Annotated in this window: 14 protein-coding genes; 5 read left to right on the top strand and 9 right to left on the bottom strand. The window is 45.9% G+C overall.

The window, feature by feature from the left end:
* Positions 1 to 302 precede the first annotated feature (302 nt).
* The 5 genes from AB1K91_RS13390 to AB1K91_RS13370 form a co-directional block, all read right to left on the bottom strand.
* Positions 303 to 1,598 carry a CitMHS family transporter gene (locus AB1K91_RS13390; RefSeq protein ID WP_413090442.1) on the bottom strand — a complete coding sequence of 432 codons (1,296 nt, stop codon included), beginning with the start codon at positions 1,596 to 1,598 and terminating at the stop codon, positions 303 to 305.
* 352 nt (positions 1,599 to 1,950) lie between these two features.
* On the bottom strand, positions 1,951 to 2,877 hold the full coding sequence (locus AB1K91_RS13385; protein ID WP_413090440.1) for an AEC family transporter: 927 nt from the start codon (positions 2,875 to 2,877) through the stop codon (positions 1,951 to 1,953).
* Between the two features lie 107 nt (positions 2,878 to 2,984).
* On the bottom strand, positions 2,985 to 5,018 hold the full coding sequence (locus tag AB1K91_RS13380) for a choice-of-anchor I family protein (RefSeq protein ID WP_413090438.1): 2,034 nt from the start codon (positions 5,016 to 5,018) through the stop codon (positions 2,985 to 2,987).
* A 438-nt stretch (positions 5,019 to 5,456) separates the two neighbouring features.
* Complete coding sequence (locus AB1K91_RS13375) at positions 5,457 to 6,047, bottom strand: class D sortase (RefSeq protein ID WP_413090437.1); 591 nt, start codon at positions 6,045 to 6,047, stop codon at positions 5,457 to 5,459.
* Between the two features lies 1 nt (position 6,048).
* A complete protein-coding gene (locus AB1K91_RS13370) occupies positions 6,049 to 14,757 on the bottom strand; it encodes a SpaA isopeptide-forming pilin-related protein (RefSeq protein ID WP_413090435.1) in 8,709 nt (2,902 codons plus the stop codon).
* 226 nt (positions 14,758 to 14,983) lie between these two features.
* Here AB1K91_RS13370 and AB1K91_RS13365 point away from each other — a divergent pair, with 226 nt between their 5' ends.
* Positions 14,984 to 16,102, top strand: a complete 1,119-nt coding sequence (locus AB1K91_RS13365; protein WP_413090433.1) for a response regulator — start codon at positions 14,984 to 14,986, stop codon at positions 16,100 to 16,102.
* A 17-nt stretch (positions 16,103 to 16,119) separates the two neighbouring features.
* Positions 16,120 to 19,152 (top strand): hybrid sensor histidine kinase/response regulator, encoded by a 3,033-nt coding sequence (locus AB1K91_RS13360; RefSeq protein ID WP_413090431.1) that lies wholly within the window; start codon positions 16,120 to 16,122, stop codon positions 19,150 to 19,152.
* Between the two features lie 34 nt (positions 19,153 to 19,186).
* Here AB1K91_RS13360 and AB1K91_RS13355 read toward each other — a convergent pair whose 3' ends face one another.
* The 3 genes from AB1K91_RS13355 to AB1K91_RS13345 all read right to left on the bottom strand — a co-directional run bounded on the left by AB1K91_RS13355 (position 19,187) and on the right by AB1K91_RS13345 (position 19,849).
* Positions 19,187 to 19,321 (bottom strand): YvrJ family protein, encoded by a 135-nt coding sequence (locus tag AB1K91_RS13355; protein ID WP_413090429.1) that lies wholly within the window; start codon positions 19,319 to 19,321, stop codon positions 19,187 to 19,189.
* 65 nt (positions 19,322 to 19,386) lie between these two features.
* Positions 19,387 to 19,596: a DUF2922 domain-containing protein gene (locus AB1K91_RS13350; protein ID WP_093725245.1), complete on the bottom strand. Its 210-nt coding sequence runs from the start codon at positions 19,594 to 19,596 to the stop codon at positions 19,387 to 19,389.
* 25 nt (positions 19,597 to 19,621) lie between these two features.
* Complete coding sequence (locus tag AB1K91_RS13345; protein WP_413090427.1) at positions 19,622 to 19,849, bottom strand: DUF1659 domain-containing protein; 228 nt, start codon at positions 19,847 to 19,849, stop codon at positions 19,622 to 19,624.
* 248 nt (positions 19,850 to 20,097) lie between these two features.
* Between AB1K91_RS13345 and AB1K91_RS13340 the strand changes: the two genes are divergently transcribed.
* From AB1K91_RS13340 to tagH, 3 genes are all read left to right on the top strand, one after another.
* A complete protein-coding gene (locus tag AB1K91_RS13340) occupies positions 20,098 to 21,492 on the top strand; it encodes an LCP family protein (protein WP_413090426.1) in 1,395 nt (464 codons plus the stop codon).
* Positions 21,493 to 21,652: 160 nt separating this feature from the next.
* A complete protein-coding gene (locus AB1K91_RS13335) occupies positions 21,653 to 22,489 on the top strand; it encodes an ABC transporter permease (RefSeq protein WP_413090424.1) in 837 nt (278 codons plus the stop codon).
* 16 nt (positions 22,490 to 22,505) lie between these two features.
* Positions 22,506 to 23,291 (top strand): teichoic acids export ABC transporter ATP-binding subunit TagH, encoded by a 786-nt coding sequence (gene tagH / locus AB1K91_RS13330; RefSeq protein WP_413090422.1) that lies wholly within the window; start codon positions 22,506 to 22,508, stop codon positions 23,289 to 23,291.
* A gap of 39 nt (positions 23,292 to 23,330) precedes the next feature.
* Here tagH and AB1K91_RS13325 read toward each other — a convergent pair whose 3' ends face one another.
* Positions 23,331 to 24,062, bottom strand: a complete 732-nt coding sequence (locus AB1K91_RS13325; RefSeq protein WP_413090420.1) for a WecB/TagA/CpsF family glycosyltransferase — start codon at positions 24,060 to 24,062, stop codon at positions 23,331 to 23,333.
* Between the last annotated feature and the right edge of the window lie 23 nt (positions 24,063 to 24,085).

Below are 24,085 nucleotides of genomic sequence, written 5' to 3'. Positions count from 1 at the left end.
GCTTTGAAAGTATAAAGAAAACTTGCCGAGTGGCGAGCCGCAGGCGCAGACAGAGGCCTAGTTGCACTTATACTTTCTTCCTTAACTACGTCGAATTTGCTTTTTGTTAAAGCTTTGAAAGTATAAAGAAAACTTGCCGAGTGGCGAGCCGCAGGCGCAGACAGAGGCCTAGTTGCACTTATACTTTCTTCCTTGAAGCTTTAACCACGTCGAATAGGCTTTCAGTTAACGCTTTGAAAGTATAAATGCACTTACCTGAGAGCATAAAAATACCGTCCTTTGCGGACGGTATTTTTATGCCCCTAGAAAATGATTCCGGTTACAATAGCTACCGCAATAACCGCAAATGCCGTCCCTGTCGCCCAAAGGATCGTGAATCGCTGGAATTCCCCGAAGTCGACCTTCGACATTCCGACCAGCAAATAGGTAGCTGGTACAAGCGGGCTGAGCAAGTGGACAGGCTGTCCAAGCAAGGATGCCCGGGCGATTTCTGCAGCCGAGAAGCCGTAGTTGGCAGCAGCTTCTGCCAAAATCGGCACTACACCGAAATAATATGCGTCATTGGACATGAAGAATGTAAATGGAATACTTGTGACCGCTACGATGATGCTGAAAGCCGGGCCCCATGAATCCGGGATGATGGAAATGAGGCTGGATGCCATTGCATCTACCATTTCGGTACCTGATAGGATACCAGTGAAAATACCAGCAGCGAATACGAGGGAAACGACTGCAAGTACGTTACCGGCATGATCGGCGATACGTTCTTTCTGCTGTTTCAAGTTCGGGTAGTTGATCGTGATTGCAATCGCAAATGCCAGCATGAACAATACCGGCAGCGGCATGATGCCCTTGATTAGACCGAACATTAAGACAATTGTCAGTGCAAAGTTCACCCACAGAAGTTTCGGACGTTTCAGGGAAGCATCGACTGTAGCAGCCTGCTGCTGCAATGTACGCTGTTCCGCGTCATCAAATGTAACGACACCAAGACGTTTCCTTTCGCGGCGTCCCATGATGTAAGCCGTGAACAAAATCCAAATCGCCCCGCCGATCATAGTCGGAATAAGCGGAACGAATACATCCCCCACATCTACATTCAATGCAGCTGCAGCGCGTGCTGTTGGCCCGCCCCATGGCACCATATTCGTCAAACTTACGCACATGACGGCGATTGCCGGCAAAATGAGCGGATTCATTTTCAGCCGCTGATACAGCGGGAAGAACGCAGAAACCGTAATCATATAACTTGTCGTTCCATCACCATCCAAGGATACGACAAGTGCAAGCGCAGCCGTCCCGATGACGATTTTCGTCGGATCCCCTTTGACCGCTTTCAAGATACGGCCGACGACTGGATCGAATAAACCTGCATCAATCATGATTCCAAAATAAAGAATCGCGAATAATAGCATGATTCCAGTTGGTGCCAAGTCCGTGATACCTTTGAGGGACATTTCCCCTAATTCTGGTCCGTGCCCTGTCAGTACAGCGAAAATCGCTGGAATGATCATCAGCGCAATCAGCGCGGATAGCTTTTTCGTCATAATTAAATACATGAATAGAAAGACCATCAAGAAACCCATTATAGCTAACATGCTAAATCCCCCTCATCGTCTCCTGAAACAATTCCCCCAAATCCTAAGCAGCGTTGCATAATATATTACATTCATTGTATGCGCTTCCAAATATAATTTCAACAGTTTTGTTACTTTTTTAAGTGAGAAAACCCACCATAACCGACTGAATGCTTCTATGACAGCTTTTCCTGCTTAAATTCAGGTAGATTAACCCGTGTTTACATCGTAATAAACGCCTCATGCACACTCAATAGTATAACTTAAATATATTTATTAAGTTATACTATTGAACAATCCAAGATTTCCAATTCTGTTAAACCTATTGCATCCTGTCACTTAAAACTTTTATCCTGCTCTATCAAAAATATGCTTATCCGAACAAAATCCCTGCCAAGTATACGACTACAGTGACGGTAATGCTGCTTAGGATTGTTGTCATCAATACAGTCTGAGCCGCTAAATCCGGATTATTGTTATATTCCAGGGCAAAAATCGAGCTGTTCCGTGAAGTAGGGAATGAGCTGGCGATGAATAGCGACTGTGCTACCGTCCCGTCCAGTCCCAATAAATAAATGATGCCCAAAGCCGCAGCTGGTCCGATCAAAAGCCGGGATATCGTGCTCAAATAAAGCACAACATGCGGCCGCTGCAGTTTGATCTGTGCCACTTGCGCTCCAAGAGTAATCAAGGCGACAGCAAGGAAGGCATCGGCAATCGACTGGATCGGATTCCATAGCACAATCGGAATGTCTATATGAAACGATGCACATAAAATTCCAAGGATGATGGCATAAATCATCGGCAGCCGGATGAGTTCCTTCAATATGGCATTTCCTTGCGCTTTGACACTCACCATATTATAAAGTCCATATGTAAAGGTGAGCAGATTCTGGTAGACCATGACGATCAGCTGGATCGAGACTCCAAGCGGGTTGGAATGGAAGACGAGCTGACTGACGGGGATCCCGTAGTTTCCTGAGTTCATCAACACCACACTATTCTTGTAGGTAGCCGCTACGCCTCGTTCGAGCTTGAACAGACGGCTTGTGATTTCCGTAAAGCCGATGGAAAACGTTGTGAACAACAGTAAAAATAGAATGATTTGACCGAATACAGCAAGCGGCATACTGCTTTGATACATATTGATAAAAGCGTTCACAGGCAGGAAGCAATACGTCAGCAGCTTGGACAAGGTACCGAGCTGTAACGAAAATTTTCGCTGCAGGATGACGCCCACAGCAAGAAGAATCAATAAAGGTGCAATTACTTCCAAGAAAATCAATGATAATACAGCCATGCACTCCCTCCTTTTGTAAGCGAATACATAGACATTATACTGCTAACATTTTCAAAACTCTATAGGGGAGAATCGAAAAAGCAGCCACCATATGGTGACTGCTCTCCTTATGCGCGCTTGCGCAGCTTATTGATTCCAAAGAATATGATACCAGCAGCAACGAGTAATGCTCCGCCCAGCATCCAATTGAATACATTGGTGCTTGTATTCGGTAGTGGCTGACCATCTTCGTCATCTGTATCGGATTTCGCTGCTGTCGGAATGCTATCTTGCTTTTCCGATGTTGTCTCTTTCGCAGAATCCTCCATGTCAGTCTCTGTTTGGCCTTCCACTTTCTCTGTCTCCTGCTCCTTTGGCTTTTCTTCTTCATTTACCGGTGCGGATATATCTTCTGCTGGTTCATTCGGTTCTGTTACCGGTGGTGCCGTCTCTTCTTCCTCTTCCGGTACAGGAGCCGGCTGCTCTGCCGGTTTTTCTCCTAGAGCATAAGCCGCAATCGTACCAGATACTTCATGTGCCGCCAGCAATAGCGTCTGACCCGTCGGACTATCGGCTGCCGGTATGTATGTCAGCCCTTCCGGTGCGACATCACCGCTGGCACTATCCACCGGTGCTTCATCCCCCTGGAAGTTCCGGCTCGTGAAGTATGTCGAGAATGCAGGGCTTGCGGGGTTGGTCACATCATAAGCCATGATACCGCCTGTCCGCTCCAGACCGATGAAGGCATATGTTTTCCCATCCATTTCCCCGGTGATGACTGTTTCCGGCTCTGGACCCTTGTCATCACTGCGGTTATCGAGCTTATCTTCATCATTCGTCGTATTGAAATACTCCGGAATCGCTTGGGCCGTTATTTTTTCGAAATCAGAACCGCTATCATACACTTGCTGCAAGGAGTCTGCATCCCAGATGGAAAAACTTCGCCCGCCAAAGCCGTATACAGCCTCATATTTGCCATCTGCATTTTTCGGTGCCACGATACTTGTGTTCAGGCGTCCTAATTGGCTGTCTTCGAACAATCCATTCTGGACAAGCTGATCAAGCTGCTCCTGTGCATATCCTTCATAGAGATCAGCATTTAAAGCATATGCATCTTCTGCAGCCAAATCGGCCACCCGCACTTCTTCCGAGAAGCCTTCCCAATCCTGAGCATCACCTTCATTTGCGGTGATAAGATATGTCTTCCCCCCTGATTGGAAAGCTGTCATCCCATCCGGCATGTACATGCTGAGCACCGGCCAATTGCCAATCTGGATACCATCATCTTTATTGGAAGGATCCAGCTCCACACCCTCTTTGGAGAAGTCCTTATATCCTAAACTTTTCACCGTCATGAAGCTGTTCGACTGCAAATCCAGCTTGGCAATAGCGTTGCTTTCCTGGATGGCAACATACGCGTAGCGGCTATCTTTATCGACAGTTATGTATTCCGGCTCCAGGTTTTCTGCATAGGAAGTGTTATCCGGGTCGGGATTCACTTTACGTACATCCCGCTCCACTATGTCGTCAGTGAAAACGGCAGTTTCCGCTGATAGGTTGTCCAGTCCATTTGCTACATTGATGATGCTCACGGAACCCTCTGGATTGACTGTGTAGTCATCGGAAGGTTCGCCTTCGTTGGCAACGAGCACTTTCGTTCCATCATGCGTGAAGGTGACCATATCGGGCAAGGCGCCTACTTCGACACTCGCCAGCTTGTTTCCATCCATATCAAGTAAAACAACATGACCCGGGTCGGTTTTCACCGCACTTGGAACGGATACCGCAATGAATTCGCCTTCTGGATGGATGGCGACACTTGTAACATCAGAAGCACTTACGCCAAAAGATTCCAGTGAGACGCGCTTTAACAGCGGAATCTCATTGTTTCCATCCTTCAATCCGTTCAAATCCAAAATATCCAAAGCTCTGGCTGCCCCATTGACCGAGAAGGCACGTTTTGTTTTGCCATCATAAGCAACTATTTCCGTACCGCCTTCCCCGATACCGCTGCCGCTGTCATAGCGGCCAATCTGTTCTACTTGAAGCGCTTGTCCTTGATCATGGCCGTAAACTTTGAGCTCTTGTGCATGTCCTACAGCCGGTATCGCCATGCTTGCTGCCGCAAGCGACAGGGCTGTCCACCTCTTCCACCTCTTCATCTTCGCCACCTCGACTCTATCAATATGTATGATAGTCATCATAGCTTACAGCCATGAAGTTCCTGTTAAATATGTATGAAGTTCTTGTAATGTTGCAGGACAAAAAAAGAGATGCCAAGTTACTGGCATCCTGATAGTTGCATTATAGTTTCAGATCGCATCCCTCAACGTCCCCACGCAAGTAAGATAGATGGTCTGGTTTGTCTGATTTTATCTCAAGAACAATAAATATGTGTACAGCAGACTTGCATAAAACAAGCCAGAAACCAGAAAAGCATTCCATAAACCAACAAAAAAATCATTTTCTTTCAGGATCATTGGACCGCCCTTTCCTCAGTACAGCAAGATTTTCTTTACTAGCATTATCGGTTTGGATCTGGTTTCTCTTTAGTAGTTTTCGAAATTACAAGAATATTATTTTGGTATGGCACGGCTTATTCAGCTTTTTCGCACGACTTTCGTTAATTCCCCGGTTACAGCAACTCGCTGTTTACCAGAGAGCGTACATGTTACCAAGGTGATTTTGGGATCATCTCCATTTTCCAGTATGGCGATATCATCAGGTTCCACTATCTCGACATTGTTCACTTCATAGATATAGGTAGCATCTTTATCCTGCAGTTTGATTTCTGCTCCTGGTTTCACTTCGGGCAGCTGTCGGAAGAAGCGATCTCCCCGATAACCGCGATGGCCGGCAATCGAGAAATTGTCCTTGGCAGGATCTTGATCTGCCTTGATTTGAGTCAATGCGATAGCTAAATTATCTGCTGTCGTTTGATTGAGTACATACTGCTCTAGTTCGATAGAAGGAATCTCCAGCTTCATCGTCTCCGCCAGTTCTTCTTCCGACCATTTTCTCTCTTGGGATCCCCCAGCTTCTGGCTGGTCTCCTGCCTCAATGCTTGCAAAGGCTTTTTCTAATTCATTCACTTCTTTGGCATGCATTCTTTCCATAGTAAGGGGAGTGGCAACTAACGCCACTCCTAACAAGAGAAATACAATCCCAATAATCAGCTTTCCTTTTTTCATCTTAATTCCTCTTCCTTACTGCCTGCGTACGGAGAGCATTCCAAATGTATACTCCTCCGATGCCGACTGAAAGGATACCTGCCATAAGCATCAGTGATAGCAGCTGCTCCCCAGTCTGCGGCAAACTCGCTGGCAGTCCCGGCTGGTCATTCGCCCTTGGTTTAGAATCGATTCCGCTGCCTGCTGCTGGAGTTACAGAGTTCCCTGGTTCAGGTTTGTCTGTTACTTGATCAACTGGTTCTGTGCTAGGTGGGTCTGTTGGTGTTTCATCATTGCCTGGCTCTTGTGGCACAGGAGGTTCTTCTGGATCCTCAGGAACTGGCTGCAGTTCGTTTGTCACCGTTACTGTCACTGATTCTGTTTGGGCTGCTTCAATCGTGAATGGAATCGGCGTTTGATTCAGCTGATAACCGGCTGGTGCTTTTGTCTCGACGAATTGATAGTCTCCCGGCTGCAGGTCATCGATTGTGATTTGACCGTTTTCATCCGTGATAAGGCCTTCTTTTACAGTATTCCCTGTCTCATCGACCACATCGAATACCGCCCCTTCGAGTACTTTGGAAGTATCGCCCGCATCAACTTTTTCCAAAATGACTGTTCCTGGTGTCAATTCGTTTACAGCCGTCACAACAGCGGCTTCTTGCTGATCTTTTTCTATTGTTACAGTAATAGGTGTATCATTCAGCTCATATCCGACTGGTGCTTTTGTTTCGATGAACTGATAGTTTCCTGGTTTCAAACCGTCAACCGAGATGCGCCCGTTTTCATCAGTAATAAGCTCCTCTTTGATGATATCGCCTTTGTCATTTACGAGCTTGAACACGGCGCCTTCCAATTTCAACGCGTCATCGTCTGCATCGACTTTTTCCAGTACAGCTGTTCCTGGTGTCAACTTGTTCACAGCTGTTACGACGGCTGCTTCCTTTTGACCTTTTTCTACTGTTACTTCGATTGGTGTATCATCCAGCTCATATCCGATCGGCGCCTTCGTTTCGACGAAGGTATAAGAACCTGGTGCCAGATCTTTGACAATGATGCGGCCTTCGCCGTCTGTGTACAGCTGTTCTTTCACGATATTACCTTTGTCATCAAGCAAGCGGAATTCCGCATTTTCCAGATGAATTTCCCGATTATCCTTGTCAACTTTAATAAGCGACACAACGCCTGGCTGAAGCGTATTCTCGGCTGTCACGGCAAGTGGCGTTTGCTGTCCTTTTTCAATAGTAAAGTTAATCGGTGTTTCATCCAGAACGTAATTCTCCGGAGCACTTGTCTCCACGAGCTGATAGTCGCCCGGCTTCAAATCCGTGATTGTCAGCTGGCCATCACCATTCGTTGTCAGACCCTCCTGCAATGTCTCCCCTTTGCTATCGACCAAACGGAATACAGCTCCTGCCAATCTGACATTGTTGTCCTTGCTGTCGACTTTCTCCAGATTGACCGCTCCGGTTGAGAGTTCATTGGTCAACTGGATGACAGCTGCTTCTTGTTGACTGCGTTCAATCGTCACCTGTTTAGGCGTCGTATGCAGGTCATAACCGAAAGGTGCTTCTGTTTCCTTGATGATATAGTCACCTGGAACTAGATCTTTGAATTGCAGCTTTCCTTCCTTATCCGTCTTGCCGGAAGCTATTTTTTCCCCAGCTGCTGTCAATAGATCGAATGAAGCCCCCTCCAGCCCTACTTTTTCATCCTCACTGCCGACTTTGACAATCTCGAGAGATCCTTTTTTAAGGTCATTTTCCGCTGTCAGCACCACTTTTCCTGTCTGACTTCTTTCAATGACGAAGGTTAGCGGTGTTTCATCTCTCAAGAAGTCAGCTGGCGCTTGTGTCTCGACGAATTGATAGCTTCCTGGAGCCAGATCATCCACGCTGATTTTTCCGGATTCATCTGTTGTCAGATTTTCTTTGATGACATTGCCATCTTGATCTTGCAATTCGAATACGGCCCCTGCGAGTTTTTCGGTATTGTCATGTGTATTGACTTTGATCAATTCCACTCCACCTGGGATGAGCGTGTTTTTTGCTGTGAGAAGAAGCGGTTGCTCTTGGCTCTTTGCAATCTCGAAATCTATCGGCTTTTCATCCAGTACATAATCTGCCGGTGCTTTTGTCTCGATGAACTGGTAAGCACCTGGTTTGAGGTTCTCCACTACGATTCTGCCGTTCTCATCTGTCGTCAGTTTCGCTTCGATGGCATTGCCTTTACTATCCACTAGTTTGAATTCTGCACCTGCCAGTGTGATAGAGTCATCGACGCTATCTTTCTTCTCCAAGACGACGCTTCCTGGAATCAGTTCATTTTCTGCATAAACAACAGCTGCTTCCTGCTGGCTCCGCTTCACCTCGACATCGATCGGTGTCGCATCCAGTACGTAATTTTCCGGTGCTTTTGTTTCAATGAACTGATAGTTGCCCGGTGCAAGATCGGAAACAATGATGCGTCCATCCTGATCGGTGACCAAGTTTTCCTGCACGATTGCGCCTGTTTCATCGACAAGCTTATATTCTGCTCCTTGAAGCGGCACGTTCTCATTATCTTTATCCACTTTGATCAAAGAGACAACGCCTGGTGTAAGTGTATTTTCCACTTCCACTGTCGGAATCACTTGCTGACCTTTTTCAATGGTAAAGATGATTGGTGTGTCATTCAGTGTATAATCGGCTGGTGCTTGTGTCTCGACAAGCTGATAATCACCTGGCTTCAAATCCACGATGGACAGCTCGCCAGCCTCATTTGTTGTCAAACCTTCCTGCAATGTCTTTCCTGTCTCATCCTGCAATTCGAATACTGCTCCGGCAAGACCGATCGCATTCTCTTTGCTGTCGACTTTCTTCAATAAAACAGAACCTGGTGTCAATTGGTCCACTTGCTGGACAGTGAGTACCTTTTCTTGGCTGCGCTCGATTGTCACAGGAATCGGTGCAGCATCCAAGTCATAGCCGAATGGTGCTTTTGTTTCGACAATCTCATAATCTCCAGGAAGCAAGTCTTTGAATCGAAGCTTTCCTGTTTCATCTGTTTTGCCTGTTTGGACAGTTTCTCCAGCTTTTGTCCGGAGCTCGTATTCCGCTCCTTCCAGACCTTTTTCCAAGTTATCTTCGCCGACCTTGGTAAGTTCAACCGCGCCTTTGATCATTTCGTTGACTGCTGTCACTGTCACCGCTTTTTCTTGGCTGCGCTCGACTTCGAATGTGATCGGCGTCTTATCCAATACAAAATCCTTTGGTGCTTTAACTTCGACGAATTGATACTTTCCTGGTGCCAAGCCGGTTACACGGATTTTGCCATCTTGATCGGTAACCAGATTTTCTTTCACTGTATTACCCGATGCATCTTTCAATACGTACTCCGCACCAGCCAATACTTCTGCAGAATCGTTTTTATTCACTTTCACTAACTCGACTTCACCTGGCTTCAGCGTGTTCGTCTGCTGAATCACAAGCGCCTCTTCCTGACTCTTCTCAACGGTGAAATCGATTGGCTCTGCATCAAGCTCATAATCTTTTGGTGCTTCGATTTCGATGAACTGGTAATCGCCCGGCTTCAGATTATTCACCGTGATACGTCCATCTTTATCCGTTACAAGTTTTTCTTCCACAACATCGCCTTTATTGTTCACGAGCTTAAATGCTGCGCCTTCCAAAGTGACACTGTGATCTGCACTATCCATTTTCTCCAGTACAACACTGCCTGGGATCAGCTTATTAGTCGCGTTCACAACCGCTGCTGCTTGCTGTCCTTTTTCGACTGTCACTTCGATTGGTGTGTCATCCAGCTCATAATGCACAGGCGCTTTCGTCTCCACAAAGTAATACGTTCCTGGTGTTAAGTCTTCGACGATGATTCGTCCTGCTTCATCGGTGACAAGGTTTTCCTTGACTATTTCTCCATCTGCATCCTGAAGCTTGAATTCTGCTCCTGGCAAGCGGAGATTCTGATCATCTTCGTCCGTCTTGATCAAGGATACGGCTCCAGGAATCAGTGTATTGTCTGCCTTGACTTGGACAGCTACGACTTGACTGCGATCGATCGTGAACGGAATCTTTGCTTCGTTCAGCTTGTAATTCGCCGGTGCTTTGGTTTCCTGGAAATAATAACTGCCTGGCTGCAAATCGGAAACAGTAACCTGACCTGCTGCGTCTGTTTTCAATCCTTCTTGAACCAGCTCCCCATTTTCCTTATAAAGCGAAAACGTTGCATCGGCTAGGATGGAACCATCTTTGTCATCCACTTTTGTCAGGACGACTTCTCCTGGTATCAGTTTGTTGTTCATTTCACGTTCCACTTGAATTGTTGCTTCCTTGCTTTTTTCAATCGTGAAAGTGATTGGTGTCGGATCCAATTGATAATCATTCGGCGCTTTGGTTTCTATCAGCTGATAGTCACCAGGTGCCAGCTGATCGACAACCAGTACACCTGCTTCATTCGTTGTCAGACCTTCTTTCAGCGTCTTCCCATCCGCAGTTTGCAGTTCGAAAACTGCTCCTGCGAGCAGCGTCTCAGTCTGATCTGCATCAACTTTTGTCAGTTGCATACCGCCGGTGATGAGTTTGTTTTGGATCGTACCAAGGTCGATCTCAGCCTCTTTTAACGGATTGATTTCAAACTCATGCACTGTGGCATCCAGCTGGTAAAATTCCGGTGCCATTGTTTCCACGATTTCATATTTGCCTGGACGCAAATCTTTGACTTCCACAATTCCGTTCTCATCGCTTGTCAGCCCGTCTTTTATGATGGTGCCGGACTCATCTTTCAAAGTGAAAATCGCACCTTGCAATGGGTTGCCTGCTTCATCTTTCTTATGCAGTTTCACACTGCCCTTTTTAACTGTGTTATCTTTTGTAACAGTCGTTACAAAGGTTTGATCTGCTTTGATTTCAAAGTAGACGGGATCCGTATCAAGGTCATAAAGATCTGGCGCTGCCGACTCGATGAATCGATAGTTTCCTGCATCAAGATCTTTAACGGAAATCGTACCATCTTCACCCGTTGTCAGGTTTTCCTGGACTTGTTTCCACTCGCCATCCACTTGTTGTTCTAAAGTGAAAACAGCTCCTTGAAGTGCTTCTTTTGTTTCCCTATCGACTTTCGTCAGTAGAACATCCCGTGTGATTTCTTTGTTTTTAATGATTGTTTTCGATTCGCCATCCACGGTTACCTTCTGGGTATCCTGGATGCCAACTACATAGCCTTCCGGTGCTTTGTCTTCTTTCAACAGATAATCGTCATAAAGCAAGTTTTTGAATACTGCCTTGCCATCTTCCCCGGTTGTCACACTGCGGATGGCAATTTTTCCTTCGCTGTCATATAACGTGAATGTCGCTCCAGCCAATGCCTCATCAGTAGCCGCGTCCACTTTGGACACTTCCAGGCTGCCATACTCACCGGACCCGGTACCGCTGCCTCCGCTTTTACGGACGATGATCGTCTTACCGGATTCGACTGTTTCGGTTGTGATGTTTTCACCGGAGAAGACTGCCTTATTGCTGATGGCTTCTCCATTGGCTGCATTGATGTACGATTGATATTCAAGGATATACGCTCGATCGATATCTTCCAGGAAGGATAACTCGAATGTTTGGCTGCCATCTTCAGCTGTTTGTATGTCAAGTGTATATGCGTCTTTCGGCACTTCTTCCCCTTTGGAGAGACTGCCATTTTCAGAAACATTCGTTGCAAATAACTTGAAGCTGTCTTCCAGGAGGATTTGGTTTGCCTGCTGTTCATCCGTCACTTTCGCTTTTGATACATGTGACTGGCCTTTGTTGATATCGATCTTCCAATTGATCACATTGCCAATTTGGGCACCATCTTTTACGTTGTAGCTGCCGCCGTTTTGGACGGATACCTGTGCATCAAGATTGATAGGTTCCAAACCATCACTTGACAAGGTCGCCGTGTTATCGTAACGATTGACAATCAACTTCCCAGCCAGGCTGGTTTTGTACTCTACCCAATATGGCTTGCTGCTGTCTGTAAGCTTCACCCTGAAGCCTGGCTCGCCTTCCGTATTGTTAGGTAATTTCTCTACAACATAATCTGTGCCTTCTTTTAAGAGATTCCCCTTACCAGCACCATTCCACCAACTTAATAGATTCATCTCGTATACTTTCAACGAACCTTCCACTAGATTCTGCTCACCTTGGATATAGTCGGTTACAGTGGCGTTTTTCAAGTCCTTCAAGTCATAGTTGACCCCGATATTCCAGGTGATCTCCTTCGTTACAGCATTGTAGGAACCATTCTTGAAACCATTATTCACTGTATAGTCATCCGGATTGAATCCCGCTGCTGCCTCCTTGGTCTGATCTTTCCCCGATTCATCCGTCCAGTCCAGCTGGACATGGTTCCGGAATTGTTTTTGCTCGCCTAAGCTGTCGTAATCAAAATCGGTTGTATAGGTGATGCGATATGGTGTCTTGATCTCATTCTTGAACTTGACCGTGAACCCGTCAGCTGTCACGACAAGTTCATAATCGTTTTCGGATACTGTCTCGCCAGTAGCGCGATCGACGATCTTAAACGTATCCTCTTTCATCGAGAGTCCCTTATTCGGATAGGTATCCGTGATGAAGACATTCGTCATCTTATGGGAGTCTTTGTTGAATTCAATGGTCCAGTTTGCTGTTTTATCTTTATAGTTTACATTGGAGTAGCCTTTGGAAAGAACTTGCTGACTGACCCCTTGACCTGTATCACTTTTGTTGTCTCCTACTGTGACACTATTGTTGATACGGCCATCATCCATGACTCGGCCATCTGCTTTTGTTTGATAAGTGATTTTATAAGCGTTCTGGATATCTTCCTTGAATTGCAGCTGGAATCCGCGCTTTCCATCGGCAGCTGGCTGTTCTTCGACTTGGTAATTCATATAAGGTTCAGCACCCGTTTGCTGTCCATTCTCACCGATCGTGATTTTTTCGACCTTGATGGAGTCTGCAATCAGCATATGCTTGTCATCGAACAAATCCGTCAGCACAGCGTCCTGCTGCTGGATTGTTTTTTCATTGTAGTTGTATTGGATTTCCCAGGTGATTGTCTGCTTTGCTGCATCATAAGCAGCACTTCGTTTGGCGAGTGGTTTCCCTCGGCTGACGCCGACTGAAGCAGTCGCTGGCAGATCCTCGATATTCGAACCAGTCAATGTAGCTGTGTTTTTATAAGCAGTACCATCAGCATCCGTAATGTCAGTTTTGAATTCCACACGATAAGCATCCGTCAGCTTACCAAAATTGATTTCAAAAGGTTCCGCTTGAACGGTGTAAGCGGATGGATCAACCAAATCTCCCTGTCTCACAGTACCGTCAAGCAGGACATCCAGCTTATATACATTGATCGAATCTGGCTGCAGCTTTTGATTTGCTTCCAATGGGTCTTTTACGACAGCATCCTCGATTGTCTTCAGCTGTTTGTTGAAATCGACTGTCCAAGTGATTTCCTTTGCATTATAGCCTCGGTCTGTTTTGCCGGATTTATCGATTGCATTCCCGGGCTTTGGCTGGAATTTCACTGGAATGACAACTATATCTTCTTCCTTGATGTTAAAGATGATTTCCTGTTCGATACTTCCCTCGATCTTTTCATGGAATTCCGTCCAGAAATGCAATGTCCCTTTTACATTGGATAGCTTGGCGATGTTGTCGTTGAAAGTCATGACGACTGTGCCATCCATACTTAGTTTATAAGTTCCGACACTTTCATCTCCGAATTCCAATTGTCCGTCCACATCATTGTAAATCTTGAAGTAGTCCGGCAGTGAGAAGGTGAAAGTAGCCCCCTCCCCGTATGGATGACCATTTTCCAAAGCCCAGTCCATATCAATCGTAACTTCATCACCCAAGGCTGGATGATTATCCGGATTCTCATTTGCATCAATAACGTTCCCGTCCTTATCTTTCAGAACGATGTTCGAGATGATATTTTCTTCTATCTCACCTGTCAGGCGCTCTTGTGCTGCAGGTTCTTCGTTTGCTTCTTTTTCATCAGCATTTTCTTTTGTTTGCGCTTGTTCTGCTTTATCCGTCTCATCTCCAGCAGATTCCGCTTGTTCCTCTGCATTGTCAGCTGCAGGTTCTTCTGCTTCTTTTTCCTCTTCAGTTGGCTGATTCGCTTCCGTCGTTGGTTCAGCAGGAGTTTTTTCTTCCTGTCCTTGTGCTGCTGTTCCTTCCTCTGGAAGCTGTTCTTTATTAGCTGCAGGATTCAGATAGAGTGGAATCACCTGCTGTTCATTTTCAACGAGAAACGTTAAGTTCGTCTCTTGTTCCTCGCTATCCTGAAGGGTCTTTCCGATCTGCGCTGTTATCTCCAGTATTCCGCTGGCTGGTTCTTCTTCTTCATTCGTAAATCGGAAAGATAGTATTCCATCTTTCAGTTCATATTTTCCGACTTCGATATCTTCTGCATTCAGCAGATTGGCAGACTCGACAGTCTCGTACGCAAGTTGATCTGGTAGTGTGATGTTGTATGTATGATCTGATGTGTGCTGGTTCTTGTGCCAATTCACCTTCAGTTTCAGCTGTTTGTCTCTGTCTGCGCGATTTTCTGCACTGATAGCATTGTCTTCCTTATCGGTCACTTCGATTACCGCCTGAAAAGCTTCTGCATCGGTTCCCTCCGCAAAAACCTGTGCAGTTCCAAGTGAACCCGATAACACAGTCTGCATAAGCAAAATCGCAATAAGCATCATTACAGGAAATTTTCTCATTACTGCTTCCTTCCCCTTTATCAATTTTTGGACTGGTATCACAAACCCCAGACTTCACTCACATTAGCAAAGCCTTCTGAACAAAAACTGTACATTTTATCCAAATAATCATGATAAAAGACCCGCAAGTTTTGTCGAATGGCAAAAATTTTTCCAAAAACAGGCTACCTTTCCAAAGTTGGTTGCTATAATACTAGCTAGAACACTTTGGGCAGGAGGCTACCGTATGAAAGTGATGCTCGTGGATGATGAGCCATTAGCGCTGCAGTTTCTCGAAACACAGTTACATAGCATTGGCGATTTCAAGATTGTGGGTGCCTATCGAACATCTCGGGGGTTGACGGAAAGAATCAAGGACAAGAAGCCTGACTTGCTTTTTCTCGATATAAAAATCGGTACTGTAAATGGAGTAGAGCTGGCAGCCGCCATACAAGAAGCACATCCTGAATTGCCAATCGTATTTGTGACCGGCTTCCACGAATATGCTGTTCAGGCATTCGAGCTGAATGCACTGGATTATCTTGTGAAGCCGATCCAAAAGGACAGATTAAGGAAGACGATCCAACGCTTGAAGATGGATGAGCAGAAAAATGGCTCCGATGCTCCCATACAAATCAACTGTATGCCGACATTGCAATTCATCCAGAATGGCGAGGCACTACCTGTTCAATGGAGAACATCAAAGGCGAAGGAGATTTTCTGCTACTTGCTGCACCATGCAGGCAAGCCTGTACGAAAAGATGTCCTGATCGAGAGGTTCTGGGAGGAAAAAGCGCCTGAGAAAGCCTTTACGCAGCTATATTCCACCATCTATGTCATCCGGAAGACCTTGGCTGCTTCGCTTCCTGCCTTGTCATTAAGCAATTACAATCAGTGCTATCAGCTTCATCTGGGAAATGCAGAAGTGGATGCTGCCCGATGGCAGGATCGTGTAAACCGAATGCCGGTATTGCGCGATCATTCTTTGACAAGCTATCTAGAATTGCTGCGGGATTATAAAGGCGATTATTTTGCCGCAGAAGGGTATGCATGGGCCGAATCCGGGCAGTGGCAGCTGAAAGAAATTTGGTATAAGACCGCCACACAGGTCGCAGCCTTTTTAGAGGAGCGCAACATATTGGAGGATGCTATCTCCCTTTACTTGCGCATGCAATCGGATTATCCGTATATTGCGCACAGTTATATACGCCTTATGCATGTCTATGGTGCCTTGGGTGAAACAGGTGAAGTGGTGAGTCACTTTAAACGTTTAAAAGTGATGCTGGAAGAAGAATTCGATATTGCTCCGGAGTCAGAGGTAGTCGACTGGTATGAGTCGTGGAGGGTTCAGCATATGCAGGGCTAAAAAGCAGGAGGAACATTATGAAACGAAGTATGAAACTGATCACCATTTTAGCTTTTGCAGCTGCCTTGACGTTAGGAAGAATCGTTTGGTATCACACACAGACACCCGATGTACAGCCTGCGGCAGTCGGCGGGCAGCTGGATGTACGCCAAATCGATTTTTCAAACAGCCACTCTATTACCCTGGATGAGGGCGAATGGAAGCTGACAAAAAAAACAGATGATCCTGTGTATCAACCGCTTCCGACGTATATGAAACCGGAAGCTGCAGGGACTTATGAAATGAATATTCAGGTGGATGACCAACAGAGCCGCTACGCCCTTTCCATTCGCGCCCTTTATTCCGATTTCACGGTTTATGCCAATGACCAGCTTGTTTACCAAACAGTCGACTTTGAAAAGGGGCCGCCTACCCCAGTTTCCATTACCGATTTACGGGCAGATCAGAACGGACAGATTAACGTAAAACTCCGTTTCGATGAATTTCACGGTAATGAGCGGGCACGATCCTTGATCAACGTGGGATTCGGCTCCTCCCAGCAGATACAAAAGGAAACATACCAGGCCGGATTGCTTCAATTCTTCGTTGGAGCCATCATATTCATTCATGCTTTATATGCGTTTGTGCTTTATTTGATGAAACCAAAGAAAATTGGTACCTTATTCTTTTCGATTGCGGCAATGGCGGCAAGCCTGGCTGTCGTGACTTCCGATTACAATACGCTGGGTTACGTCATGCCGCTTCGTCATGAATGGTATGTAAGGATTGTGTATTTAAGTTACATCGGCTTAAGCTTTTTCTTTCTGCTTTTTGTTGTCTTTACCTTTACGAAAGCAGCTTTCAAATGGCCATTCAAAATTTTATATTTCCTGTTTATTTCGTACTTGATTTATATCCTTGCAGCACCGATAGAATTCGTCCGGTATGTGATTGGAATTGCTATTTCCCTGGTGGCAGCCTTCTCCATCATATTCTGGATTTTATTCCGCACTGTTTATCTCAGCGGAGAGAGAGCATTGCCATTGTTCTTGGCTGGTGCTGCTGTTGTCTCCCACGTTGCTTGGACCATTTTTGTGGGCAATATCCCAATTTTGGAAGACACCTTGCGAGCTGCCATCAAGGCTAGCTTCTATCCTTTCGATATCACCATGGCATTGGTATGCTTCTGCAGCTTTTGGTTCCTGCGCTTTTTCCAGACAGAAGCCGAGAACAAGCAGTATATCGAACAATTGGAGATGGAACAGAAGCGGAAAGATCAATTCTTGGCAAACACATCCCATGAGCTGCGTACACCTTTGCACGGGATGATGAATATGGTTCAAAGTGTATTGCAGCAGGAAAATAAACTGAAGGAACGCAGCCGCTATCAGCTGGAACTGATTCATACAATCAGTCGGAAGATGTCCTATCTTATCAACGATCTGATTGATGTTACCCAGATAACATCCAATCGAGTCCGTCTGGAACCTGCTTCTATTTCCATTGCGCCGATTTTGATCGGGACAGTGGATATGCTGCGTTTCATGACAGACGAAAAGCGTGTAAACATTCATCTGCGAATGCCGGATAACCTTCCGTCCATATATGCGGATGAACACCGCCTGACGCAGATTGTGACAAATATGCTTCATAACGCGTTGAAGTTTACACCAGAAGGAAACATTACCGTCGATGTGTCAGCAGATGAATCCAATCTCCGAGTCAAGGTGACAGATACCGGTATTGGTATGGATGCAAAGACACAGGCCAGAATTTTCCTTCCTTATGAAAAAGGGGAAAATTCCATTTCCGAAAGTGAGGGAATCGGTCTTGGTCTTGGTATCAGCAGACAGCTTGCCGAGATGCATGGTGGTTCTTTGACGGCAGAATCAGAACTTGGAAAAGGTTCCGTCTTCACGCTCAGCTTACCGATCGGTGCGGCTCGAACGGATAAATCCATTGTAGAAAATAGCTCCTTCACCGAGAGTGCTGCTTCAGAACAGTTTCACGATTCTGCTGTTCCTGCTGCTGTCTCGGGCCATCGGATTCTTGTGATAGACGATGACCCCGTAAATCTGATGATCCTTAGACAAGCGCTGGAAACGGATGGCTATCACATCCGTACCGCCGCATCATCAGCCGAGTTCTTTCAGCAATTAGAGGCTGGGAGATGGGATTTGCTGATCATTGATGTCATGATGCCGGAGATTTCAGGTTTTCAATTAACGAAAATGATCCGGAGCCGTTACAGCCTCACCGAATTACCTGTATTACTGCTAACCGCACGCTCTCAGCCTGAAGATATCCACGCTGGCTTCCAAGCGGGTGCCAATGAATATGTCACGAAACCGGTGGATATGCACGAGATGAAAACACGGATCAGATCGCTGCTGGAACTGAAAGTATCGATCGAGGATCGGCTCCGTATCGAAGCAGCCTGGCTGCAGGCCCAGATTCATCCGCATTTCCTCTTTAATACATTGAATACAATCGCCGCACTAAGTTCGATTGATAACGACCGGATGATGCGCTTGCTTCAGGAGTTCGGCAACTATTTGCAAGCAAGTTTCAATGGACAGAATCTATCCAGCATCATCCCTATCCAAAGAGAAATGGAATTAGTGCATTCCTATCTGTATATCCAGAAGGAACGATTTGGCGAAAAGCTGCGAGTGAACTGGGAAATAGACCGTGAATTGCAATTCAGCATACCTCCCCTGACGCTGCAGCCTTTAGTGGAGAATGCAGTCCTTCATGGTTTGCAGCCAAAGGAAGAAGGGGGTACGATCCTCATCCATCTATTTAAAAAGGGAAGCAATGCGATCATCCATATCAAGGATGATGGCGTTGGCATCCCTCCCGTTAAACAGCGATCACTGAATATATCAGAAGGCCACAAAGATAGCATCGGTCTGATCAATACCCATGCCCGCCTGCAAAAATGGAATGGCTGCGGATTGATCTTATGCAGCGAGGAAGGACTGGGGACTACGATACAAATCAGCATCCCCCTGATAGATAAAAATGAAAAGACCAGCCCCCTTGAAATGAAGGAAAGAGATGCCCCCTGAAAGCTTGGGGTGCATCTCGGATGCTGGTCTTTTTTCATTTCAGCTTCTCCGGCAGCGTATGGATGGAAGCAATCAGCGTATTCAGTTTGGTTTCGATCCGGTGCATCAAATTAAAGGTGACAGCTGCCGGAAATCCGAATTCCTTTATGATCGCAAGCCATGGTTCCATCAGGAACGCCTCCTTTCTTATGGAAAAAAGGAGTGCAGCTTTGCAAGCATGCACTCCTTCGTGGATCAGAATATTTCCTGCACGGTACGATCGACGATGCGGGCAGCTTTTTTAGAGACAAGCGCTCCGCCGCTCGATGAGATGACATTCTGCGCAATGACTGTGTCCATTGCCTGATCGATTGCGGCCTCGTCGATTGGTTCGACTGGCTGTTCCAAGCTGATGGTCACCGTCTTACCTGCCTCATTCAAAAACTGCAGATCCAGCTTCTTCATGCATCATTCCTCCTTTTTTGTCGAATTAGTCCTGACGCAGAATGGAATGTTCGTTCTTTTCCACTGCGTAAAAATCACGCTGCTGAAGCGGTACCAATGCATCCGCGAAAGCATGCAGCTCATCCGGTGTCGCATCAAGCCTGATGTTGTTAAAACTCTTTGTTTTGTATTTATCTTTGCCTGTCTCCGGATCGACGCCATCAAACAAAACGATGCTGAGGCGTGTTTTATCATGGGTTGCGATGACTGCCATGTTCCTCCCCTCCTTTCACAGCTATAATCGGGTCTCGCCCCGAAAAAGTGTGGAAAAAGTTTAGAAAAATGATCATGCATCCTGTAACATCCCAGCCACACGCGGGATTCGCTTGTAATATAATAGTAATTTTACGTTGCAACTTTTTCATTGTACAATTAAGATTAGCATGTTCTAGTAACAGGTAGACTTTACCAACGAATTCAATGAATAAACATACAGATACATCAGTAAAAAGGAGTTTAATCATGTCAAGAAAGTCACCTTACCAACCGAAGCCTCCCGGGCGAATCGTGAAGAAAAAAGTAAATAAAAAACGAATTTTGATGTTAATTCTCATCCCAGTTCTCATTCTTGGCGCTGGAGGAGCTGCATATGCTGCTCATCTATGGACCTCTGCAGCCAATGCGATCGAGAAGGCCCATGTCGAAGATACACGGGATAAATCGGCATTGCGCGAAGAAGCAGTCGACCCTGTTGAGGATAATGTTTCGATTCTATTCATGGGAGTGGATGACAGCGATACGCGGGACGAAGCAAACTCCCGATCGGATGCCATGATCCTCGCTACTTTCAATAAGGAAGATCACAGCGTCGATCTCTTAAGCATCCCGCGCGACTCCTATGTTTACGTACCGGAAGTCGACCGCAAGACGAAAATCACCCACGCACACGCTTATGGCGGTGCCCAGGCAAGTGTGGAAACCGTGGAGAATTTCCTGAATGTCCCAGTCGATTATTATGCTGAAATCAACTTCAACGCCTTCATGGATATCATCGATACACTGGGCGGTATCGAAGTAGAGGTGCCATACGAGCTGTATGAACAGAACTCGAAAGATCAAAAAGACGCCATCCACTTGGAGGAAGGTTTGCAGGAACTTAATGGAGAAGAAGCACTCGCACTTGCGCGTACGCGTCATTACGATAATGACATCGAACGCGGAAAACGCCAGCAGGAGATCATCAAAGCAATGATCACAAAAGCAGCATCTGCCGGCTCTGTATTCAAATATGACGATTTGATCCAGGATGTGGGGGACAACCTAAGCACAAGCCTGACATTCAATCAGATCAAGAGCTTCATCTCTTATGGTACAAGCAATGATCTGAAAATCAACACATTGAATCTTGATGGTACCGGCGGCAAACTATCCGATGGCATCTGGTACTACCAAGTCGATCCAACTTCCCTGGCAGATGTCCAGAAACAACTTCGTGAACATCTCGACTTATCCGAGCAAGTGGACACCGACAGCGTGGAAACAGATGGCAGCGGCGTTTACGATAGTACCGGTTCAACAGATGGTTCCACTGACAGTACAGGGACAACTGATTCTGCAGGAACAACAAGCAGCGGTACTGGTACTGATACGACTGACAATACGACAGGAAGCACCGGTTCAACCGATTACAGCACTGGTACGCCGAACAGCGGTACTGATACCGGGACGAGTGAAAGCACTGGTTCATCCGGCGCGACCGACACTGGTTCTGCAAGAGATGGCACCAGCGGAACCACAACCTATGATACAGACAGTACATCCGAAAGTTCAACCGGTACAACATATGAAGATCCGACAGGAACTGGCACAAATGACAGTACATCAGTCGACTCTGCAGGTACTGCGACAACGCCATAAATAAAACAAGACTGCCACCCTCCATACCGGGTGGCAGTTCCTTTTGACGCCTTGCCCTCGATTGTAAAGACAATGTAAATTAAAATTGTTTTCTAAGGTTGTTGCTAGTATAATTTAAGAGGTCTGAACAAAAGAACATCCTAGCAGGAAGGACTTTTACATGAAATCAGCAATCACTGTTCTAAAGGAACAATTCAAGCATTTTAATCTCATTCGACGTATTTCGCTTTATGAACTAAGGAATAACAATAATGCCAACTATCTTGGATTGGCGTGGGAAGTAATCAGCCCTGTCATTCAGATGGCCGTTTACTGGCTTGTATTCGGTTATCTGATCAGTGGCGGTAAAGTGCGCACGATTCCGAATCCTACACCTGGTGAACCCGATTTGCAGTTCTTCCCATGGCTTATATCCGGGCTGGTTGTCTGGATGTTTTTCCAGCCAGCCGCAACGCAAGGTTCTAAATCAATCTATAGCAGACTCCGATTGTTATCAAAAATGAATTTCCCGATGAGCGTGATTCCGAATATCACCATCTTCTCGAAGTTTTATCCACATTTGATACTCGTTGTTCTGGCTATCATTTTGCTGCAAATTACCGGCTATCCGGTCAGTGTCTATATACTGCAGCTGCCATATTTCATGATTGCAACCTTTGCGTTCACATATGCTTTTGTGCTGGTGATGACTACTTTGACAACACTTATACGGGATATCCAGCTTCTCTTGCAAGCTACTCTTCGTATGGTTATATATTTGACGCCGATCCTTTGGGTATCTCAAAAGCTCCCAGACTTTTTGCAGACAGTGATGAAGCTTAACCCGCTTTACTATTTGGTAGACGGGTACCGCGCAGCTTTGATGGGACAGCATGGCTGGTATTTCATCACATCTTGGGAGTACACCATTTACTTCTGGGTAGTCACTGCCATCCTATTCATGATTGGTGCTGCTTTGCATATGCGTTTCAGGAGGCATTTTATCGACTTTCTCTAATTAGAAAGGAATTTTTATGGATAAATCAATTATCGTTGAAAATATAAGCAAAAAATATAAGTTATACAGTAAAAGCTCCGATCGAATCAAAGACATCATTTTCCCGAAGGAATATGGTGAAGACTTTTACGCCTTGCGCAATGTCAGCTTCGCAGCTGAAAAAGGAGATGTTGTCGGGTTCATCGGTATTAACGGTTCTGGTAAGTCAACTCTGTCCAATATCATTGCAGGTATTGTACCGGAGACGACTGGTTCTGTCACCTTGAATGGAGAAGCTGCTTTGATAGCTGTTTCAGCGGGCCTCAAAGGAGATCTTACCGGCAGACAAAACATCGAGCTGAAGTGCTTAATGCTCGGTCTGACGAAAAAAGAAATCAAAGAACTTGAGCCAAAGATCATTGAATTCGCCGAGCTGGAGAAGTTCATCGATCAGCCGGTCAAGAACTATTCCAGCGGGATGAAATCACGGCTTGGTTTCTCTATATCCGTTAATATCGATCCAGACATCTTGATCATCGATGAAGCTTTGTCCGTAGGAGATAAAGCATTTGCCGAGAAAAGTCTTGCAAAAATGTACGAATTCAAGGACAAAGGAAAGACAATGGTTTTCGTCAGTCACTCGCTCGGACAGATGAAACAGTTCTGCAATAAAATCCTTTGGCTGGAATTCGGAAAGGTTCGGGAATATGGCACCATTGACGAAGTCATCCCGAAATACGATCAATTCCTGAATGAATACAAGAAGATGTCAAAAAAAGAAAAAGAGGCATATCGGGAAAGCGTCATTGCTGGTACCGATTGAATGCAAAAGACCGACAGGCGCGCAATGCCTGTCGGTTTTCTATTTACGTATTAATACACGGAACATGAATTCGAATGCTTTCAAGATCCGTTTCCAGCGGAAAGGCTGCTTGATGAGACGATACAGCCACTCCAAATTAAGTTTTATCCACGCCCGTGGTGCACGTTTCATTTCCCCGGCCAATATATCGAATACACCTCCGACGCCCATGAATACACCTTTTTCGAACAGATGCTGATTCGCTGCGATGAAATTCTCTTGTCTCGGGAATCCCATTGCGACAAAAATGAGATCCGGATTTGCAGCAGCCGCTTCTTCTGCCACACTTGCGTCTTTGTCCTTGTTGAAGTAGCCATGGTGGCTTCCTGCAATGCGGATACCAGGGTACTGGGAGCGCACCTGGTTGACTGCCCGATCATTCACTTCTTGTTTGGCTCCAAGGAAATAACAGCTGAGATTATGCTGTTCGGCATAGCTCAGCAGTTTGAACATCAGATCGAACCCCGTCACACGCTCTTCGATTGGGTTACCAAGTATTTTGGAAGCAATAACGACGCCAGCTCCGTCGGGAATAATATAATCAGCACTTTTTACACTCTGTTTGTACGTAGCATCTTCCCTTGCCTGCATGACGATCTCCGGATTGGCCGTTACGATGTACGTACGTTCACCGGAATTGATTCGCGGATAGAGATGCTGCTGCAATAGCTCTTTTTGCGTTAATTTATTGAAAGGAATATCCATTATTTCTACGATTTCTTGATTTGACACACTTGTAACAACCTTTCAAGATC

The organism is Terribacillus jepli, assembly GCF_047228925.1.
Taxonomy (GTDB): Bacteria; Bacillota; Bacilli; order Bacillales; family Amphibacillaceae; genus Terribacillus.
The sequence above is the reverse complement of the archived record's forward strand: the minus strand, read 5'-3'. Positions and strand labels throughout refer to the sequence as shown.

Bases quoted from the DNA above. Each gene is read 5' to 3' on its own strand.
- AB1K91_RS13340 (WP_413090426.1), top strand. From the start codon at position 20,098: ATGTCAAGAAAGTCACCTTACCAACCGAAGCCTCCCGGGCGAATCGTG.
- tagH (WP_413090422.1), top strand. From the start codon at position 22,506: ATGGATAAATCAATTATCGTTGAAAATATAAGCAAAAAATATAAGTTA.
- AB1K91_RS13345 (WP_413090427.1), bottom strand. From the start codon at position 19,849: ATGGCAGTCATCGCAACCCATGATAAAACACGCCTCAGCATCGTTTTG.
- AB1K91_RS13390 (WP_413090442.1), bottom strand. From the start codon at position 1,598: ATGTTAGCTATAATGGGTTTCTTGATGGTCTTTCTATTCATGTATTTA.
- AB1K91_RS13380 (WP_413090438.1), bottom strand. From the start codon at position 5,018: ATGAAGAGGTGGAAGAGGTGGACAGCCCTGTCGCTTGCGGCAGCAAGC.
- AB1K91_RS13375 (WP_413090437.1), bottom strand. From the start codon at position 6,047: ATGAAAAAAGGAAAGCTGATTATTGGGATTGTATTTCTCTTGTTAGGA.
- AB1K91_RS13335 (WP_413090424.1), top strand. From the start codon at position 21,653: ATGAAATCAGCAATCACTGTTCTAAAGGAACAATTCAAGCATTTTAAT.
- AB1K91_RS13370 (WP_413090435.1), bottom strand. From the start codon at position 14,757: ATGAGAAAATTTCCTGTAATGATGCTTATTGCGATTTTGCTTATGCAG.
- AB1K91_RS13365 (WP_413090433.1), top strand. From the start codon at position 14,984: ATGAAAGTGATGCTCGTGGATGATGAGCCATTAGCGCTGCAGTTTCTC.
- AB1K91_RS13360 (WP_413090431.1), top strand. From the start codon at position 16,120: ATGAAACGAAGTATGAAACTGATCACCATTTTAGCTTTTGCAGCTGCC.
- AB1K91_RS13385 (WP_413090440.1), bottom strand. From the start codon at position 2,877: ATGGCTGTATTATCATTGATTTTCTTGGAAGTAATTGCACCTTTATTG.
- AB1K91_RS13355 (WP_413090429.1), bottom strand. From the start codon at position 19,321: ATGGAACCATGGCTTGCGATCATAAAGGAATTCGGATTTCCGGCAGCT.
- AB1K91_RS13350 (WP_093725245.1), bottom strand. From the start codon at position 19,596: ATGAAGAAGCTGGATCTGCAGTTTTTGAATGAGGCAGGTAAGACGGTG.